Consider the following 19,854-nt stretch of genomic DNA (forward strand, 5'->3'; position numbering starts at 1 on the left):
TGCTCTTGTGTTCAAACGACATCTCCTGTCAGGAGGGGCAGAACTCGGCAATCTTGGGAAGATTGGTTCGTACGGCTGCCCAGCCCATACCCAGGTTGGTATTGCGACTGGTGATCAATACCACCAGCGAATTGGGTTTTTCGGGCACCACCGCCATGAAGTGATACGTCCTTTCCGTACTCATCTGTACTTCCTGGATCATATGACGTACCGGCTGGCCGCGCTGGTTGGACAGCAGGGACTCGACCGCACGCACGTTGCGTCCGCGCATCATATCAACCGCAGCCGCTGCTACCGCTTCCAGATAAGAGGAGGTGAAGTAAGGCACATTATGTGCGACCGACAACAGCAATCCACTTTCCAGATCGACAACAGCGCACCCCAGTGCACCGTCAACATCATTAACAATATTTTGCAGCAGGTCATCCAGCTTAGACATAGTATTTCCGATTCAACCGTTTTGGCTTATATTCACAAGTGCTACCATTTGATTTTACGCAGCACCCCACCCCAAAAACCTTTGTTTTTTTGTGGTACGCTATAACTCTTTTCTTCCGGCTCCCTGTTTGCCTGAATAAGCCCCTCATGATGACAGGCTTCGACAAACGATTGGATAAGAGCGACATCAAAGCCGGTCTCGGCCGAAATTTCAGCAATACTCGCCTTTTTGGCAAGCATGAAAGCCGACAATTTCAAATGAGCCCTGTTCAACCCCGGCAAGTCAGTTGACGGCCATCCGGTCAGGATAAAGGCCTGGTTATCAATATCGATATCCAGACTACCCACATTCGAAAAAAGCGCCAAAAACCATCTTAGATTTGAAAAAGGCCGTTCGAAATAATCCTGCTTATTCAACTCCGCCAAAAACTCCTGCCGATCCAATGCGGATATATAAGACGTCTTATTATCACCCTTTCGATCCAGAAAGTTTTGTATTTCTACTGTTGAATAAAACTTTCCTTGATCAAGGTCAAACAGTATAACCTCTCCAGACTGGAGGAGGATTTTATGGTAGGGATATTCAACCCTCAAATCCTGAACATACTCGGCTATTAGGTCCAAAAAGGGGATCTTGCGACTGGTCTCCATGAATTCCGACATCATGCTATCCATGATTTCGTCCGGCAAATCAGGAATCACGATCGGCTCTGATACCGGCTCCAGCGTCGGAATCTCTTCGACACTCCGAACAGCCACTGCAGTGTTTTCCGTCTCCGCAAGGCTCGGAATTTCATCTCTGGACTGATCATTTTCTACTCGAACAGGCTCGACCGGCTCCGGCTTTTCAGGCCGAGCAGCCAACCAGGCATCGGCCTGATTCAATACTGCTACCAGCTCGGAAAACATGGGAACGCCACTGGCATCAATACCCAGCTGGAACACTCCTTCCTCTGTCGTTGGATTCTGCTCGGAGTCTGGAGCACGGTAGCGAATCAGCACACCGGGGTGTTCAGTCACCTTGTCGTTTGCCTTGCACAGGTAAGCGTCAGCCCCCTCCGGCTGTTCCTGCAATGCCCAAACAGAACGCAACCGAATCTCCGCCAGCACCAGCACGGAAAGCAGCTTTTCCTTTTCAGCCCCGGATAACCCTACACAGAAAAGGGTTAAATTCCTCAATGACTCCATAATACAGGCCCTGGCTTAAAAACAGGATGCAGCTCGTCTACTACAACCAAACAAGAGGAAAAAGATCAAATTTCGAGCGAATTGAATAGATTCAAATTAACCGAATAAAAATGACCGTTTTATGACAATTAATATGCCCATTATAGAAGCTAAGACTTCATTATCAAAACTTAAAAATGAAATTTAAAGGCAACATTGACGATAAATATTTAAAACAATCGTTTGTTTTCTGACGCGTTTCATACTTATGTATTAATTCAACATCACCTCTTCACACACACCCCTGCCGTAATCTGTTAGGCTGAACTTATACTGGTACAGCCGAGGTGGTCGGAGGCGTTATGGATCATTCGCAACTGCTGCGCGTCTTAATCGCTCTCGCGCTGGGAATGCTGATCGGACTACAGCGAGGCTGGCATGAACGCAACAGCCGGGTGGGCGGACGCATTGCCGGCATCCGCACCTTCGGCTTGCTGGCAGTCGCCGGCGCACTGACCGGCGTCCTTCACCCCTTGCTGGGTCCCGGCATCGGCATTGCCATTGGCTTGGGTATCACCCTGCTGCTGGGACTGGCACACTGGCTCGATTCCAGCGAAGACCACGACTTCGGGCTAACCACCGTCATGGCCGGTGTTGTGACCTATCTGCTCGGTAGCATTACGCTGCTGGGCGATCTCAACCTGGCCGTTGCCATCGCCGTCATGACAACCGTAATCCTGCATTTCAAACAGACGCTGCATCGTATCCTGGAGCATCTGAGCGACTCGGAAATCAGAGGCATCCTGCAACTGGCACTGATTTCAGCTGTCCTCCTGCCGGTGTTGCCCAACCGTTCCTATGGCCCCTGGAACGCTCTGAATCCGTATGAAATCTGGTTGCTGGTAGTGCTGATGGCGGGTATCAGCCTCACCGCCTATTTTGCCATGCGCCTGACCGGCCCCGACAAAGGCGTGCTGATTACCAGCCTGCTTGGCGGGCTGGCGTCCAGCACCGCACTGACCCTGAGTCTGGCCCGAATGAATACCCAACTGCCACTGCCGCGCCTGCTCGCCAGTGGTATTCTGCTTGCTGCAGCCATCATGTACCCGCGAATCCTGCTGGAAGTCGCCGTCATCAACCCCGGCCTGCTGGCTGCACTTTGGCCGCCCATGCTGGCCATGACATTGGGTTGCGCCGCCAGTGCCTTCTGGTGCTGGCGGCACAAGGAACCCTTCGGGCGCATCGATACCGCCCAACTCGCAACCCGCCCTTTCCAATTACTGCCGGCACTCCAGTTTGGCGCCTTGCTGATCCTGATCATGCTCATTGCACACGGCATTCAGGCCAAAATGGGGGAGCAGGGCCTCTGGCTGGTCGCCATCGTTGCCGGTCTGACCGATGTCGATGCCATCACGCTGACTCTGGCCCGCATGGCTCAAGACAGCATCACCGCCGACACGGCTGTTACCGGCATCACCCTGGCTGCCATTACCAACACGTTGATCAAGGGAGCACTGGCCCTGTTTGCCGGTCACTGGAGCCTGTGCCGCCCTCTGTGGACAGGATTGGCCTTAGCTATTTTGCTGGCCCTGCTAACCTTAAGTCTGACTTGAGCCTCATCGTCAAAGGGATACATCATGGAAACACTGTTAACTCCGGAACAGTTGCGCCACGGTTGTGACCTGTCGGCCTTCGGTATTACCTCAACTCTCGACATCACACCCGATCACTCGGCGCTGGGGCAGACTCGTGCGGTCGATGCCATCCAGTTTGCCATCGGTATGGACCATGCGAGCTACAACCTGTTTGTCAGTGGCTCCACCGGAATCGGCAAGCGCGAACTGGTAGCGCGTATCATCAGTGCCGAAGCCGCCAGCGGCGAAATGCCCGATGAATACTGCTACATTCACAATTTTGACCGCCCTAACCAGCCCCGTACTCTGATGCTGCCGCAGGGTACCGGTCAGCGCCTGCACGAGGACTTGCGCCGGCTGATCGAAATCCTGCTGGTACAGGTTCCCGCCCAGTTCAAGAACGATGAATACCGTAACCAGCTGCAAGCTCTGAACGACGAATTCCAGCAGCGTGAGCAGATGGGCTTCAAGGCTTTGGGATCGAAGGCCCAGGAGCTCGGCATTACCCTGATGCGTACACCGGGCGGCTACACGTTGGGACCGCTTCGAGACGGCAAACTGATGACCCCTGATACGTTCAAACAGCTGCCCGAAGACGAACGCGCCCGCATCAAGCGCAATATCGATACGCTCAATGAAGAGTTGACCGAACTGATCCATGAAATACCGAACATTCATCAGGAACATCAGGCTCGGATTCGAGAGCTCGAGCAGGAAACCACCCGTGGTGTCATTGACCCTGCACTGAACAACCTGCGCCAGCGCTATGGTGCCCATGCCGACGTCCTCGCTTTTCTCGACACCATTCACCAGGACCTGATCGAGAATGTGGACGACTTTTTTCCTTCGGAAGAAGAAGAGCGCGCCCCTCTGCACAAGCGGGCGCGTTCCGCCAAGTTCCGGCGCTATCAGATCAACATGCTGGTCAGCCACACTCATAATGGCGGCTCCCCCGTGGTCTACGAGGACATCCCCAGCTATCAAAACCTGATCGGCCGCATCGAATACGAAGCCCACTTCGGCACACTCACCACCGACTTCAGCCTGATTCAGCCCGGCGCCCTGCACCGGGCCAATGGCGGCTACCTGGTGGTCGATGCCCAGAAGTTGCTGACCTTCCCCTTCGCCTGGGAAGGTCTGAAGCGCGCACTGCGCAACCGGGAAATACGTCTGGAACCACTGGAAAAAATATACGGTATCACCGGTACCCGCTCATTGGAGCCGGCTCCGGTTCCGCTGGACCTGCGCGTCATACTGATCGGCGACCGCCGACTGTACTACCTGCTCAAGCAATATGATCCCGAATTTACCACCCTGTTCAAAGTGTATGCAGACTTTGCCGAAAGCTTTAACCGCAACCGGGAAAATCTGGAAAACTTTCTGGGTCTGATCGCCACGCTGGCGCACGAAGAGGGCCTGGCTCACTTTGACCGCAGTGCACTGGAAGCCGTTATCGAGCACAGCTCACGCCAGGTCGATGACAGTCAGAAGCTGTCTCTTAACCGCGGCCAGCTGCTCGACCTGCTACGTGAATCCAGCTACTGGGCCCTGCGCCAGGGAGCTTCCATGGTATCCCGCAGCCACGTGGACAAGACCATTGCCCAGCAACGCTACCGCAGTAGCCAGTTCTCCGAGTTGCTGCAGGAGCAGATAGAACGCGGCACCCTGATGATCACCACCGACGGTGCCGTGATCGGACAGGCCAATGGACTGTCGGTCTTTCAACTGGGCGACCAGCGTTTCGGCAAACCGGGCCGCATCTCAGCCACCGCACGCATGGGAAAGGGTCAAATGCTGGATATCGAGCGCGAAACCAAGCTGGGAGGCCCCCTGCACACCAAGGGGGTCATGATTCTGGGCGCCTGTATCGGCGCGCGCTATGCACGTGACCGCCCTCTGGCGCTGAATGCAAGCCTGGTATTCGAGCAATCCTATGGCCCCGTTGACGGCGACAGCGCTTCAGCCATTGAACTCTGCGTTCTCCTGTCCGCCATCAGCGGCCTGCCGTTAAGGCAGGATTTTGCAGTTACCGGCTCAATCAATCAGCAGGGCGAAATTCAGGCCATCGGCAGTATCAACGAAAAGATCGAAGGCTTTTTCGAACTCTGCCAGGCACGCGGCCTGACCGGCCACCAGGGCGTGATCATCCCTGCTGCAAACGAAGCGCACCTGGTACTCGACCATTCGGTGGTCGAGGCCTGCCGACGCGGACAGTTCGCTATCCATGCCGTCACATCACTGGACCAGCTCATCGGCCTGCTGTTTGACCGTGCTGCAGGACAGGCCGATAAGGACGGCCGCTACCCGCCCTCCACCGTCAACGGCCTGGTACAGCTGCAGTTGTCGGAATGGGTAGAGCAGGCGCGGAAACTGGCAACGCCGAACGACCATTAACGTCACCGCCACTCAGGCGACACTGCGGGTCTGTGTTCGCAGCCAGTTCAAAAGGGCACTCAGTCCATCCATCACCGGCTGAAAAATCTCCGGCAATGCCTGAGCCTCGGCACTCAGGGCCGCCGCCCCGTCAAAGTCCACGTAGGACAGGCGGGCTACCAGCTCGCTGTCGGGCATGCCAAAGGCCGATCCCGGCAGCAATGCCACACCGGCCTCCTCCAGCAGGCGCCGACACAGCTGATCCGATGTCTGGATTCCCACTCGCGCCAGGCTTTCGCGCCAGGGAGCGAAATCGGGGAACAGGTAGAATCCGCCTTCCGGCGCAGCCGTTGTCACTCCTGCCTCATTCAGCCGTGCCGCAGCCGCCTGTCCAAGCGTGGCCAGCACCTGCCGTTCCCGCTGTACATAATGCGCCACCTCGGGGCCGAAACGATAGGCTTCGATAGCCGCCTGCTGGACCGGTGCCGCCACGCAGGACCAGGTTTCCGATGCCACCCCCAGCAAGCGAGGCAGCAGGTTATGCACCAGTGACTCCGGCAGCTGCAACACCCCCAGCCGCCAACCACCGGCACCACACCATTTCGACAGCCCACCGGTTACCAACGTACCTTCCGGGTAATAGCGCGCCAGTGAGCGATGCGCACCCTGATGATGCAATACTCCATAAATTTCGTCACTGATCACCAGTACCTGATAACGGCGCATCACCTCCGCCAACGCCTGCAGCTGATCTTCGCTGTATGTTGTGCCACTGGGATTACCCGGATAGTTCAGCACCAACAACAACGGCCACTCGGGATTGGCCCGGGTCCGGCAAAAGCGTTCCAGCATTGCCGGCGTCAGCCGCCAGTCGTCCTCGGCACATGCCTGTAAACGCGAGACCCGATGACCGGCCAGGTGCGCCTGAGGCTCATAGGACACCCAGCTGGGCGATACCAGCAGGACTTCCGCACGCGTAAATGCCGCCATGACGGCATAGATCAGAAGTTTGCTGCCGGGACCAATCAATACCCGCTCCGGCTGCCAGTCCACACCATCCTGGCAACGATGAAAATCGGCTACGGCCGCCCGCAGCTCCGCCAGCCCCTGTACCGGAAGGTAGGCCTTTTCAGACGCATGGCGCTGCAGGGCCGCCACGACTCCCGCAGGCACTGGAAAAGGTGACTGACCAAATCCGAAGCGGTGGATCTTTCGATCTACCGCCAATCGGCTCGAACGCTCGTTGATCAACAGCGTTTCGGAATGATTGATCGGACGAAGATAAGCATCAATAGACATGACCAAGGGTTCCTGTATTCAATCCATATGCACTACTATGAATCAACTGGAAACCCTTTCAATTTAAACACATGCTTTGGAAATTTTTTTTCGAAATATCCGAACAATTTTTCGGACATCAAAAAAAACCATTTAATATCAATTCATTAAAAAACAACCTGTAAAAGGATAAAAATATTTTGAAACCCGATTCCGCTGTTCGATTCCCGCCGACATCCCTGGCCGAGCTGCGCAAACTGCCTTCCCTGCTCAAACGGGGCGAACTGGAATTACCAATGGGCAAGCGCCTGTTGAATGCACTCTGTGCCATGCTGGATGACCCCAGGCTGGTAGCCACCCACAGCATCACCGAGCTGGCCCGAGCCACCGCCATCAGCCCGGCGTCCCTGACCCGCCTGGCCAAGCTGCTGGGATTCAAGGGATTCGTACAGTTTCAGGGGCTGTTCCGACACGCCCTGGCCGAACCCGGCCGCTACTACAGTGCCCAGGCCACCGCTCTGATCAATCCGAACGAGGAACTGTCCGCCGAGAGACGCATCAAGCAACACCTGGAAACACAACTGGATAATCTGGCCCAATCCGCCAACCGCCTGTCCCAGGATGATCTGCGTCAGGCGGCCCAGTTGCTGGCACGAGCACGTCGCGTCCGTATTTCCGGGCGGCGCCAGTCCTACGGATTGGCGGTCATGTTCAGCTACATGCTGGGACTGATCCGGGAACAGGTCAGCGTGGTTGGTGCGGCAGGAGAAGGACAGGCCCAGGCTCTGGCCGAACTTGGTTCACGGGACCTGCTGGTCATGTTCGGCTCCGAACCCTACAGCCGCGATTCGGTCATGCTGGCTCAGGTGGCCAATCAGTTGCAGCTGCCTCTACTGACCCTGACCGACAGCCATCACTCTCCGCTGGCTCAACTGGCCGAGTGCAGTCTGATCAGCCACAACAACAGTGCGCTTTATACCAACAGCATGATCGCCACCCAATTCCTGGCCGAAACGCTACTGCTGCACACCGCTCGCCTGCTGGGCCACCAAACCGTTGAGCGCCTGAGCCGCCGCGAGGAATTGATTAACCGCCTGAACGACGAATTCTAGCGACTGCAGTATCAGACTGGATCAGGGTTGCCACAAATCCAGCGTATCCAGATAGTTGGCTCGTTCCCAACCGGCAGGGTCCGCCGCATTGGCATGGCACACACTGCCACGCAACTGGGCCAATGAATCATATTCATTGTCGTCCAGCCAGTTCAGCATGGCAGCTTTCATGCCAGTCAAAACACTTTCACCCCGCTGCAGCAACACACTCGCAAGCTGTGCTACCTGGGCTCCCACCAGCTGGGTTTTGATCACATCCTCCGCTGAATGAACACCGCCGGTAATTGCAATATCCAGCCCCACCTGCGCCCGCATAATGGCCGCCCAGCGCAGGCGCTCGTTCAGTTCGTTCGAGCTGGACAGCTTCAACTGTGGGCGTATTGTCAGGCTCCCCAGATCCAGAGTCGGTTCCAGAAAGCGATTGAACAACACCACCGCATCCGCACCCAGGGCCTGCAGCTGCGTGACCAGATGCACAGGGCTGGAGAACTGCGAGCCCAGCTTCAACGCCAAAGGCAAATTCGGTACGGCCTGTCGCACCGCCGCCAGGATATCCCTATAGCGCTGCTCGACTTCCGCTCCACTCTCTCGTGCCGAAGCGGCTATATGGTATACATTCAACTCCAGTCCATCGGCCCCGGCGTCCGCAAGCTGGCGTGCATATTCCGTCCAACCGCTGGAACTGGTCCCATTCAGACTGGCGATGACCGGAATGTGCAAGCGCGCCTTCATGTCAGTCAACCGCTCCAGGTAATGCTCTTCGGCCGTACGGAAACTGTCAGGCACCGGCAGGTAGTCATCTGCCTCACCGTGCCCGATCTGCTGCTCATACAAAAAGTGATGCAACAGCTCATGATCCCGCGAGCACTCTTCTTCAAACAGGCTGTGCATCACAATAGCCCCGGCACCGGCATCCTCCAGGCGCAGGGCACCAGCCAGCGTTGCCGTTAACGGAGAAGCCGAAGGCACCAGCGGATTATCCAGCTCCAGGCCAAGGTATCGAGTCTGTAAACGCTCACTCACTTTTACTCTCCCGTTCACTTTCGGCGTCACCGGCCAACTCCCAACTCAACCCGGCCAGTTGTTCATAACGATGGTAACGTGCATTCACATCCCGCTGCGCCTGCGCCAGAAAAGCGTCTGCCGCGTCAGGATTTGAACGCTTCAACATACTGAAGCGGGCTTCTGTACGCGCAAACGCCTCGTAGGGTACCGAGGGCGGCTTGGAATCCAGTTTGAGCGGGTTCTGTCCCTGCTCTGCACGACGCGGGTCATAACGCAACAGAGGCCAGTGCCCCGATGCCACGGCCAGACGTTGATGCTCGTGGTTATCGGCAAGGTCAAACCCATGGGCAATACAGGGCGAATAGGCAATAATCAGGGACGGGCCGTCCCAGCTTTCCGCTTCCCGAAAGGCGTTCAAAGTTTGCATGTCCTTGGCCGCATAGGCCACATGTGCCACGTAGACATGTTCGTAATCCATGGCAATGCGCGCCAGGTCCTTCTTGCCCATCGGCTTGCCCCCGGCCGAGAACTTGGCCACCGCACCTCTTGGAGTTGCCTTGGATGTCTGCCCCCCGGTGTTGGAATAGACCTCGGTATCCAGTACCAGAATGTTCACATTACGCCCGGACGCCAGCACATGATCCAAGCCGCCATAACCGATATCGTAGGCCCAGCCATCACCGCCCAGAATCCAGACGCTGTGCCGACACAGCTTGTCGGCCAGCATATGCAGGGTTGCCGCACGGGGATCGTCCAGATGCAGCAGGCGTTCTCGGAGTCTCAGTATGCGCTCACGCTGCGCCTTGATACCCGCTTCATCACTCTGGTCAGCCGCCAGCACCTCCGCGACCAGGTGCGCATCCAGCTGATGACTCAATGACTGCAGCAGTTCCTGCGCAAACTCCACCTGCTTATCAAGCGCGGCCCGCATGCCCAGACCAAACTCGGCATTATCTTCAAACAGAGAGTTGTTCCATGCCGGGCCCCGCCCCTCCGCATTCAACGTCCAGGGCGTGGTTGGCAGGTTGCCACCATAGATGGATGAGCATCCGGTCGCATTGGCCACCAGCATGCGATCGCCAAACAACTGGCTGAGCAGGCGGATATATGGCGTTTCACCACAGCCTAAGCAGGCGCCACTGAATTCGAACAGCGGCTGCATCAACATCGAGCCTTTCATGGTGTTGACCTTGAGCGCGGTACGATCAAAGTCCGGCAATTGGCTAAAAAACGCCCAGTTGCTGCGTTCTCGATCCAAAATGCTCTGCTTGGGCACCATGTTCAAGGCCTTGCGGCTTTGGTTGGTTTTGTCGTGGATCGGACAGATTTCGGCACAGAGCGTACAGCCGGTACAGTCGTCCGGAGCGATCTGGTAGCTGATCAACGTATGCTCGGGAAAATCCTTGGCTCCCTTGATCGGCACGGCCTTGAAACCGGTCGGCGCCTGCTGCATCTGTTCTGCCGGAAAAGCCTTGGAACGGATAACCGAATGCGGACAGACGAAAACACACTTGCCGCAGTGTGTGCACAGGTCGGCCTCCCACTGCGGCAGTACTCTCGCCAGATCCCGCTTTTCGTACGCTGCAGTCCCACTGGGCCAGGTGCCATCTACGGGAACGCGGCTCACCGGAACCCCATCCCCACGACCGGCAATCAGCTCTGTGGTGACCTGCTGCACAAATGCGTCGGCGCCCTCCGCCTGGACCTGGTGCAAGGGGATCAAACTGTCGGCCCGTGCCGGCACGTCGAACGCGATCAGGTGAGCAAGCGCATTATCGATTGCTGTCAGGTTCATGTCGGCAATACGACGGCTGCGGCGACCGTAACTGGATTCCACCGCGGACTTGATCCGAGCAATGGCCTCCTGCTGCGGCAGAATGTCCGTCAGCGCAAAGAAACAGGTCTGCATAATCGTGTTGATGCGTTTGCCCAGCCCGGCTTCGGCTGCCACCCGATAGGCATCCACCAGCGATACTTTCAGTTTTTTGTCGATGATGGCGCGCTGTACCGGGCCCGGCAGGCTCTGCCAGAAAGCCATACCTTCCAGGTCGGTATTGACCAGAAGCCGAGCGCCCTCGGCGGCCTTGTCCAGCATCGGATAACGCTGCAGAAAAAGAGGCTGATGACAGCCGATAAAGTCGGCTTCGCCCTGTTGAATTTCATAGCTGGACAGAATGGGAGCAGGACCAAAACGCAGATGAGAAACGGTAACGGCCCCGGACTTTTTCGAGTCATAGACAAAGTGCCCCTGCGCATACAGCCCCGCCGCTTCGCCGATGATCTTGATGCTATTTTTGTTGGCGGACACCGTACCATCCGACCCCAGCCCATAAAACACCGCCTGCACCTGACGTCCGGCAGCGTCGGTACGAAAATGCTCGTCCCAGGGCAGGCTGAGATGAGTGACGTCATCCTCAATGCCGACCGTGAACTGAGGCTTGCCGCCGGACTGGCACAGTCGATCGAATACCGCCTTCACCATCCCCGGTGTAAACTCCTTGGAGGAGAGGCCGAAACGCCCGCCCAAAATGCGCGGCAGGCGCTCTCCTGGCCAACGCCCATCACTGCAGGCTGCGAACACGGCAGTGACCATATCCTTGAACAAAGGCTCGCCGTCGGCACCGGGCTCCTTGGTACGATCCAGCACGGCGATGGCTCTGACACTGTCCGGCAGCGCCGCCAGCACCTGTTCGGCAGCAAAGGGACGGAACAGGCGCACTTTCAGAACTCCGGTTTTATCTCCATGAGCATTCAGATGATCCACCGTCTCCTGTACACAGGATGCCGCCGACCCCATCACGACAATGACCCGATCGGCATCTTCGGCACCGTGATAGTCGTACAAACGATATTGACGCCCTGTTACATCGGCAAAGCGATCCATGGCATTTTGAACAATGGCCGGGAAGGCCTCGTAAAAGGGGTTAACGGCTTCTCGCGACTGGAAAAACAGATCAGGATTCTGTGACGTTCCTCGGATAAACGGCCGCTCCGGTGACAGCGCACGCTCGCGACAGGCCTGAACCAGACGTGGGTTGATCAGGTTCTGCAACTGCTCGGCACTGATCACCTCGACCGGGCTGATTTCGTGACTGGTCCGAAAGCCGTCAAAGAAGTGCAGTACGGGTACTCGACCTTCCAACGTTGCCATTTCGGCAATGCAGGCAAGATCCATCACTTCCTGGGCCGTCGCGGATGCCAGCAACGCAAAACCGGTCATACGTGCGGCCATAACATCACTGTGGTCACAGAAAATCGACAGGGCATGCGTCGCCACCGAACGTGCCGCAACATGGAAAACCGTCGGCGTCAACTCGCCGGCAATCTTGAACATGTTGGGAATTTTCAGCAGCAGCCCCTGCGACGCGGTGAAGGTACAGGTCTTGGCACCGGCCTGCAGGGCTCCGTGTACCGCACCGGCCGCGCCGGCTTCACTCTGCAACTCAATCACCTGCGGCACCGTTCCCCACAGGTTGGCACGCCCTCGGTTACTCCAGCTGTCCGCCAGTTCGCCCATGACCGAGGCAGGCGTAATCGGGTAAATGGCAATCACGTCATTCAGTTGATGGGCGATAAGCGCAGCCGCCTCGTTACCGTCCATCATGCGCATCTCGGTCCTGACCATACCCTGCTCCTGTAAGCACCCGTTGGAGACTTCAGTATGGCAGATCCCGCTGCTCCGGCGCTTGATTTGGGCCAACCGGTCGGGCACCGGAGCAACATCTGATGCTAAATCGCCTCACCCCGTCCAAACAGCGCATCCACCAGATCGCGAAAACTGGTGGCCTGCAGATTGATTTCGACCGGCACTTGCAGTCGACGTGCGATCTCGCTGGCCGAAATGATGCCACAGATCTCCTGCGAGCCGGGCTCCACAACCAGCATATGCTGGCTGCCTTCATGCTGGAGGGTTTTGAGCAGATCGCCGATACTGCCTTGCTGCAATGCCGCCAGGGGAACACCCCGCAACTTTTCACGGCTGATCATGACATCCTTGATACTCAGATCCTCACGTTTCACCCCCAGGCTCGTCGCCTGGCTCAGCACCTTGCGACTTTCCAGGTCGAGCACGGTCAGGATGCCCCTGAAGTGAGCATTGCTGTCCGTCACGATCACCGAACGTACATGCACCTTGCGCATCGCCTGAGTGGCATCACTGATGCTTTCCGTCAAACTCATGGTCAAGGGCTGCACCTGACGAAAATCGGTCATGACTTGTTCGGCGGGTGAATCGAGACTGGTCACTTCGCGTCCCCGCCCCTCGGCCAGGTGTGTGTAAGCATCCAATCCAACTGTTTTAAACTCATGGTAGTTTTTCATCTGAATACTCCTTGCGCACAGGAGGCGCTGTTCGGTAAGGCCTTGCAAAGATGAGTCATTCAGGCGAAAGGCGGCGCACGAAGCGGAGGCCGCACATAAAGCGGTATGGTTTTCGGGCAGCCGTCGAGGGCCGTGCAGGCGAATGATGGCGCCCTTGCTGACTGCGATATCACGGCAGACAACAGAAGGGGAGCCGGAACCGGTGGCGCGGCAAGCGTCGGATCGGCGACCTGGCTCTCCCAGGCATAACCGCTCGGAGCCGAAAGACCGGCACCGCCAGCACCAGCACCAGCATTCATGCATATCAACAGAGCCAGCAGCACAACAACCGGTGACAAGCTCACCCGCTCGGACAACAGCACGCTCGTGTCGGCACACACATCGGATACACTTGCAGATCGCAAAGAATCGACCTCGATACACGGAAAGATGCCCATTCAGAATAGCCCTGATCCCTTGCCTGTCAACGTGTGACGATGACAACAAAAAGGCGGAGCCCTCCGCCCGACTCTGGTCGAGCACAAGAGACTCCGCCTGTTTCGTACCCGGATGGGCGACCTGGCGATCAGCCTAGTTGCGGGGCATCGAAATCTTCCGGTTCATCGGTGTAAATGCACACATTCCAGTCTTCGGCCAGCCCATCTTCCGCCTTGCAGTAACGCTCGAAAAACTCGGCAATTTCCTTGCGCTGGCAGTGTGCCTCGAAGCTTTCCATATCACTCCAGATTTCATGGAACACCAGCGGAAAACTGCTGCCCTCGGCAAAAGGACTGCTGACATGTCGGGTAACCGTGTACTGAACACAGGCATCTTCCCGATGCGCATTGGGTTCCAGCGACTGCAACACCTTGAACAACTCACGTTCCTTGCCCGGTTTCGGTTTGAATTGGGCAGTACAGTAAACCAGTGATGACATCATCAACTCCTTGTGGCGGGATTATTGCGAAAAGGCCCGGTCCAGCTGGGCAATATAGGGCTTCACCTGCTCCCTGTCGGATACCGGTGCCTGCGACAGGGCCTCGGCAATCAACAGGGCCTGCTGCACCAGCTCCTGCTCCGCGGGAGGCAAAAACAGCAACAGCTGCGGGTTCATGCCCCGGGCTTCCAGGGCCAGCTGAAATATTTCAGGGCTTTCCGATTCGGCCTTGATGACACCATAAGCCAGCACGATTCGATCACCGACGGCGGCCCAGGTGGCCGTATCGGCAAAGCCCCGCTGTCGTACTATACGAATCAATTGCGTATACAGATCAGGGTGCTCCCGCTCCAGCGCTATCACGGCACGCCGGTGCGGATCAAAAGCCTCTCCTGCACGTGGCATCACCTCTCGCGCCAGAAGGGCTTCCGCGCCGGAGGCCTGCAACTGCTCGCTCAGCTGTCGAACATCTTCCAGGGAGGCTATATACGCCTCGACCTGAAGACTGTCCGGCGTCGCGGCCGTCAGCGACAGCGGCGACAACAGCATGCACAGCACCAGCAGTACATTCACGGTTTTTGTTCGGATCACGATAGACGCCCTCTCAATGGCCAGTTGCGGCGCAGTCTATCAGAAGCAGGCAAGGCGCATGAAGCCTCTTCTCGGAAGAGGAAAAACTGTGTAATAATCAAACCGATAGTCGTACTAAAAAAATAATAAACCGGTGCCGACACGGTACCGCGTGATGACTAACCCATAAGGGGATCCGCATGAAACTGAAACACGGACTCTTCGGTAACACCCTGATCGCCACGGGCACGCTGATCGCGGCCCTGAATGCCCAAGCCGATACACTGAAAATCGGCATTGCCGGACCGGTCACAGGTCCCGTCGCACAATACGGCGACATGCAAAAGATCGGTGCCATGATGGCCATCGACAGGATAAACGCCGCTGGCGGCATCAACGGCATGACTTTGGAAGGCGTCATCTATGATGATGCCTGTGATCCCAAGCAGGCCGTTGCGGTTGCCAACCGAATTGTCAACGATGATATCCGCCATGTCATCGGCCACCTCTGCTCCAGCTCCACCGAACCCGCTTCCGATATTTACGAAGAGGAAGGGGTCATGATGATCACGGCCGCATCCACGTCTCCGGGCATTACCGAGAAGGGCTACCAGCTGATCTTCCGCACCATCGGCCTCGACAACCTGCAGGGCACACTGGCGGCCGAGTATATCCAGCGCAACATCAAACCTCAGCGCCTCGCGGTCATCCACGACAAACAGCAATACGGCGAGGGGCTTGCCACCACGGTCCGCGACCTGCTGGCCGAGTCGGGTACTGATACCGTCATGTTTGAAGGCGTCACGCCCGGTGACAAGGACTTTTCCGCCCTGATTGCCAAGCTCAAGCGCAACAATGTCGATTTCGTCTATTACGGCGGCTACCACCCGGAGCTGGGGCTGATTCTGCGCCAGTCGCGGGAAAAAGGCCTGGATACCCGCTTTATGGGTCCAGAGGGTGTCGTGAACTCTGATCTGATCGCCATTGCCGGCAAAGCAATGGAAGGTGTTCTGGCAACGGCTCCCAAAAGCTTCGACCAAAGCCCGGAAAACATGGCTCTGGTCGAAGCCTTCAAGGAACGTGATGAGGACCCTTCCGGACCGTTCGTGTTCCCGGCCTACACCGCCATTCAGGTCATGACCGAAGCCATGGGTGCCACGGGCAAAACCGATCCCTACGATCTGGCCGATTATCTGCGTGCCAACCGCTTCAACACCACCATTGGCGAAATCGGCTTCGATAAAAAGGGCGACCTGACCGAACCGACCTTCGAAATCTATACCCTCCATACCGACGGCAGCAAAACTCCGGTTAGTCAATAGCCATCACCCGGCTCTCCCCCAGGGGGAGAGCCCTCTGTCCGAGGGTTCATTCGATGACTGAAACCAGCCTCTATGTACTCCAGCAATTGATCAACGGGCTGACCATTGGTTCGACCTATGCACTGATCGCCATCGGTTACACCATGGTCTACGGCATTATCGGCATGATCAACTTCGCCCATGGCGAGGTCTACATGATCGGCACCTATACCGCCTTCATCACCATCATCGGTCTGTTCACCATGGGAGTCAGTTCCCTGCCAGTCGTATTACTGCTGGCCCTGATGACCGCTATTATCATTTCATCCACTTACGGCTATGCGATCGAGCGGGTTGCCTACCGACCACTGCGCGGCGGGCCAAGGCTCATCCCGCTGATTACTGCCATCGGGATGTCCATTTTCCTGCAGAATTACATCCGCCTGGCCCAGGGCTCACGCGACCTGGCCATGCCGGCCCTGATCTCGGGCGGCATCGAGTTTGGCGACCCCGATGTCTTCGAAGTCAGTCTGTCCTGGATGCAGCTGATCATCTGGGGGGTCACCCTGGCTTCCATGACCGCTCTGGCGCTGTTCATTTCTCGCTCCCGCCTGGGTCGCGCCTGCCGTGCCTGTGCCCAGGATCTGAAAATGGCCAACCTGCTCGGCATTGATACCAACCGTATTATTGCACTGACCTTTGTCATCGGTGCGGCACTGGCCGCCATCGCCGGCGTCATGCTGGGTCTCTATTACGGCACCATCAACCCCTATATCGGCTTCATGGCCGGTTTGAAAGCTTTCACGGCAGCGGTACTCGGCGGCATCGGTTCCATTCCCGGCGCCATGCTCGGCGGCCTCATTCTGGGTATCACCGAGGCCATGACGGCCGCTTTTTTCCCGTCCGAATACAAGGATGTGGTGGCTTTCAGTCTGCTGGTCCTGATTCTGCTGTTCCGTCCCACCGGGTTGCTGGGCAAGCCCGAAGTGGAGAAGGTGTAAGGAGATTCCGTCATGCACAGAGCAATCTTTCCCGCCCTGTTTGCGGCGGGCGTCACCTTTTTACTGACCTGTCTGGTGGTCGGCATCCGTCTGGAACAGGAAGGCGCCAGCCTGACCGTTGTCGGCGCGGATGCCGAAACCTGGGGCTGGATCGCCTTTGCCGTAATCGGCGTTTTTCTGGTGCAACTGTTGCAGCAGCCGCTGCAACGGCTTCGACAACGCCTGCCCACAGCGGATATTACCGGCCTGCTGCCGAATGAGATGCTATTGCATCGCTTGAAACCCTGGCTGATCGCTCTGGTGGTGTCAGGTCTGCTCGTCTGGCCTTTCATGGTGTCTCGCGGTGCCGTTGATCTGGCCACTCTGACCCTGATTTACGTGATGCTCGGACTGGGTCTCAATATCGTCGTTGGCTTTGCCGGGCTGCTGGATCTGGGCTATGTCGCCTTCTATGCGGTCGGTGCCTATACCTACGCCCTGCTGTCGGAGTATTACGGGCTGTCCTTCTGGATGAGCCTGCCTCTCGCCGGTTTACTGGCCGCCGTTTTCGGCTGTCTGCTCGGTTTCCCGGTCCTGCGCCTGCGCGGCGACTACCTGGCGATCGTAACGCTCGGCTTCGGTGAAATCATCCGCATTCTACTGAACAACTGGACGTCATTGACCGGGGGCCCCAACGGCATCGGCGGTATCGACAAGCCCAGTCTGTTCGGGCTGGAGTTCAGCCGCCGCGCCAGCGAAGGCAGCCAGACGTTCCACGAGTTTTTCGATATCGACTACAGCAGCGGCCACAAGGTGATATTCCTCTATCTGGTCGCGGTACTGCTGGTGTTGCTGACCATCTACATCATTAACCGTATCCAGCGCATGCCGTTGGGCCGTGCCTGGGAAGCGTTGCGGGAGGATGAAATCGCTTGCCGTTCGCTGGGCCTGAACCCTACGGTTATAAAGCTTTCGGCCTTTACGCTCGGCGCGTCCTTCGCCGGTTTTGCAGGCTGCTTTTTTGCCGCCCGACAGGGGTTTATCAGTCCCGAATCGTTCACCTTCATCGAATCAGCCATCATTCTGGCCATCGTTGTACTGGGCGGTATGGGCTCACAGATGGGTGTGATTTGTGCGGCCATCGCCATGACAATACTACCGGAACTGGCGCGTGAATTTCAGGAATACCGCATGCTCATGTTTGGCGGCGTGATGGTTCTGATGATGCTGTGGCGCCCCCAGGGACTGCTGCCGATGAAACGCCCTCACCTGGAGCTGAAGACCTCATGAGTGACAATCTATTGGATGTATCGAATCTGGTGATGCGCTTTGGCGGACTGCTGGCGGTCGATGGCGTCAACCTGCAGGTCAAGCCACGGCAGATTCACTCGGTCATCGGTCCCAACGGGGCCGGCAAGACAACGGTATTTAACTGTATCAGCGGCTTCTATACACCAACCGACGGTACTATCCGTTACCGAGGCAAGGCCATTCATCGCATGAGCGGCCATCGTATTTCACTGCTGGGCCTGGTACGTACCTTCCAGCATGTACGTCTGTTTGCCAGCATGACCGTGATTGAAAATCTGCTGGTTGCCCAGCATCGCCACCTCAACACCAATTACTTCGCCGGTCTGCTCAAAACGCCGTCCTATCGACGTCGCCAGCGAGAGGCCATGGATCGTGCCGCACACTGGCTCCAGCAGGTCGACCTGCTGGACTTTGCCAACCGTGAAGCCGGTAATCTGTCCTATGGTCAGCAACGCCGACTGGAAATTGCCCGCTGCATGGTCACTGAGCCCGGCCTGCTGATGCTGGACGAGCCAGCGGCCGGGCTGAACCCCAGAGAGACCGCTGAACTGGACCAACTGATCATGCGCCTGCGTGACGAACAGGACATTGCCGTTCTCTTGATCGAGCATGACATGGGACTGGTGATGGGTATTTCGGACCATATCACCGTGATCAATCAGGGGGCTCCGCTGGCTGACGGCCCCCCCGATCAGATACGCGCCAATCCCGCCGTGATCAAAGCCTATCTGGGAGAAAGCTGATGCTTAAGCTGGACAATGTTTCAACCTTCTACGGCAAGATCCAGGCCCTGCACCATGTTTCCCTGGAGATCAATCGGGGCGAAATACTGACGTTGATCGGTGCCAACGGCGCAGGCAAAACCACCCTGATGATGACCATTTGCGGTACGCCCCGTGCCCAAAGCGGGCATATCGTATTTGACGGCCGCCCTATTCAGCAGATGAAAACCTCTGACATCATGCGCCAGGGCCTGGCCGTGGTGCCCGAGGGTCGCCATATTTTTTCAGCCATGACCGTCGAGGAAAATCTGCTCATGGGCAGTTTTTTCCGCAGCCGGAACGAAGCCGCCGCGCAACTCGACCATGTACTGACCCTGTTCCCGCGCCTGAAAGAACGCTTCAACCAACGGGGCGGAACCATGTCCGGCGGCGAGCAGCAAATGCTGGCCATCGGCCGCGCACTGATGAGCCAGCCGCGCTTATTGCTGCTGGATGAGCCCTCGTTGGGGCTGGCACCACTGGTCATTCAGCAGATTTTCGAGATCATCGAACGGTTGCGTGAAGAGGGCGTCACCATTTTTCTGGTCGAACAGAATGCACACCAGGCATTAAGGATTGCAGATCGAGGCTACGTGCTGGAGAATGGCAGCATCGTGATGAGTGGCAGTGGCGATGCCCTGCTCAACGATGACAATGTTCGCAAAGCTTACCTCGGCGGTTAATGGAC

At 57.1% G+C, this 19,854-nt stretch carries 16 protein-coding genes; 8 read left to right on the plus strand and 8 right to left on the minus strand.

Features of this window, described 5'->3' with window-relative positions; translation table 11 throughout:
- Positions 1-28: 28 nt before the first annotated feature.
- A complete protein-coding gene (locus tag H1S06_RS12480) occupies positions 29-439 on the minus strand; it encodes a hypothetical protein (RefSeq protein ID WP_181740688.1) in 411 nt (136 codons plus the stop codon).
- A gap of 41 nt (positions 440-480) precedes the next feature.
- Positions 481-1,626, minus strand: coding sequence for a hypothetical protein (locus H1S06_RS12485; protein ID WP_181740690.1), 1,146 nt, complete (start codon positions 1,624-1,626; stop codon positions 481-483).
- 341 nt (positions 1,627-1,967) lie between these two features.
- On the opposite strand from H1S06_RS12485, the gene H1S06_RS12490 reads away from it, so the two are divergent.
- Together H1S06_RS12490 and H1S06_RS12495 are read left to right on the plus strand one after the other, a co-directional pair.
- Positions 1,968-3,218 carry an MgtC/SapB family protein gene (locus tag H1S06_RS12490; RefSeq protein ID WP_181740692.1) on the plus strand — a complete coding sequence of 417 codons (1,251 nt, stop codon included), beginning with the start codon at positions 1,968-1,970 and terminating at the stop codon, positions 3,216-3,218.
- 24 nt (positions 3,219-3,242) lie between these two features.
- Positions 3,243-5,633 carry a Lon protease family protein gene (locus H1S06_RS12495; RefSeq protein ID WP_181740694.1) on the plus strand — a complete coding sequence of 797 codons (2,391 nt, stop codon included), beginning with the start codon at positions 3,243-3,245 and terminating at the stop codon, positions 5,631-5,633.
- A gap of 12 nt (positions 5,634-5,645) precedes the next feature.
- Here H1S06_RS12495 and H1S06_RS12500 read toward each other — a convergent pair whose 3' ends face one another.
- On the minus strand, positions 5,646-6,911 hold the full coding sequence (locus H1S06_RS12500) for a pyridoxal phosphate-dependent aminotransferase (protein WP_181740696.1): 1,266 nt from the start codon (positions 6,909-6,911) through the stop codon (positions 5,646-5,648).
- A gap of 179 nt (positions 6,912-7,090) precedes the next feature.
- Here H1S06_RS12500 and H1S06_RS12505 point away from each other — a divergent pair, with 179 nt between their 5' ends.
- Positions 7,091-8,002, plus strand: a complete 912-nt coding sequence (locus tag H1S06_RS12505; RefSeq protein WP_181740698.1) for a MurR/RpiR family transcriptional regulator — start codon at positions 7,091-7,093, stop codon at positions 8,000-8,002.
- Positions 8,003-8,023: 21 nt separating this feature from the next.
- Here the strand turns inward: H1S06_RS12505 and H1S06_RS12510 are convergent, their stop codons facing one another.
- The 5 genes from H1S06_RS12510 to H1S06_RS12530 form a co-directional block, all read right to left on the minus strand.
- Entirely contained in the window at positions 8,024-9,025 is a 1,002-nt protein-coding gene (locus tag H1S06_RS12510) for a dihydroorotate dehydrogenase-like protein (RefSeq protein WP_181740700.1), read from the minus strand.
- On the minus strand, positions 9,018-12,632 hold the full coding sequence (gene nifJ, locus H1S06_RS12515; RefSeq protein ID WP_255483068.1) for a pyruvate:ferredoxin (flavodoxin) oxidoreductase: 3,615 nt from the start codon (positions 12,630-12,632) through the stop codon (positions 9,018-9,020). The genes H1S06_RS12510 and nifJ overlap by 8 nt, the downstream gene beginning before the upstream one ends.
- Before the next feature lie 104 nt (positions 12,633-12,736).
- Complete coding sequence (locus H1S06_RS12520; protein ID WP_181740702.1) at positions 12,737-13,327, minus strand: CBS domain-containing protein; 591 nt, start codon at positions 13,325-13,327, stop codon at positions 12,737-12,739.
- A gap of 565 nt (positions 13,328-13,892) precedes the next feature.
- Positions 13,893-14,243, minus strand: a complete 351-nt coding sequence (locus tag H1S06_RS12525) for a putative quinol monooxygenase (RefSeq protein WP_181740704.1) — start codon at positions 14,241-14,243, stop codon at positions 13,893-13,895.
- A 21-nt stretch (positions 14,244-14,264) separates the two neighbouring features.
- Positions 14,265-14,834, minus strand: a complete 570-nt coding sequence (locus tag H1S06_RS12530; RefSeq protein WP_181740706.1) for a hypothetical protein — start codon at positions 14,832-14,834, stop codon at positions 14,265-14,267.
- A gap of 179 nt (positions 14,835-15,013) precedes the next feature.
- Here H1S06_RS12530 and H1S06_RS12535 point away from each other — a divergent pair, with 179 nt between their 5' ends.
- From H1S06_RS12535 to H1S06_RS12555, 5 genes are read left to right on the plus strand one after another with little or no spacing between them, the layout of a single operon-like run.
- Positions 15,014-16,135, plus strand: coding sequence for a high-affinity branched-chain amino acid ABC transporter substrate-binding protein (locus tag H1S06_RS12535; RefSeq protein ID WP_181740707.1), 1,122 nt, complete (start codon positions 15,014-15,016; stop codon positions 16,133-16,135).
- Between the two features lie 53 nt (positions 16,136-16,188).
- On the plus strand, positions 16,189-17,115 hold the full coding sequence (gene livH, locus H1S06_RS12540) for a high-affinity branched-chain amino acid ABC transporter permease LivH (protein WP_181740709.1): 927 nt from the start codon (positions 16,189-16,191) through the stop codon (positions 17,113-17,115).
- Positions 17,116-17,127: 12 nt separating this feature from the next.
- Positions 17,128-18,384 (plus strand): high-affinity branched-chain amino acid ABC transporter permease LivM, encoded by a 1,257-nt coding sequence (locus H1S06_RS12545; protein WP_181740711.1) that lies wholly within the window; start codon positions 17,128-17,130, stop codon positions 18,382-18,384.
- Positions 18,381-19,148: a high-affinity branched-chain amino acid ABC transporter ATP-binding protein LivG gene (gene livG / locus H1S06_RS12550; protein WP_181740713.1), complete on the plus strand. Its 768-nt coding sequence runs from the start codon at positions 18,381-18,383 to the stop codon at positions 19,146-19,148. Before H1S06_RS12545 ends, livG begins: the two co-directional genes overlap by 4 nt.
- Positions 19,148-19,849 (plus strand): ABC transporter ATP-binding protein, encoded by a 702-nt coding sequence (locus H1S06_RS12555; RefSeq protein ID WP_181740715.1) that lies wholly within the window; start codon positions 19,148-19,150, stop codon positions 19,847-19,849. Before livG ends, H1S06_RS12555 begins: the two co-directional genes overlap by 1 nt.
- Positions 19,850-19,854 lie beyond the last annotated feature (5 nt).

This window comes from Marinobacterium marinum (assembly GCF_013868415.1).
In the GTDB taxonomy this organism is placed as follows: Bacteria; Pseudomonadota; Gammaproteobacteria; order Pseudomonadales; family Balneatricaceae; genus Marinobacterium; species Marinobacterium marinum.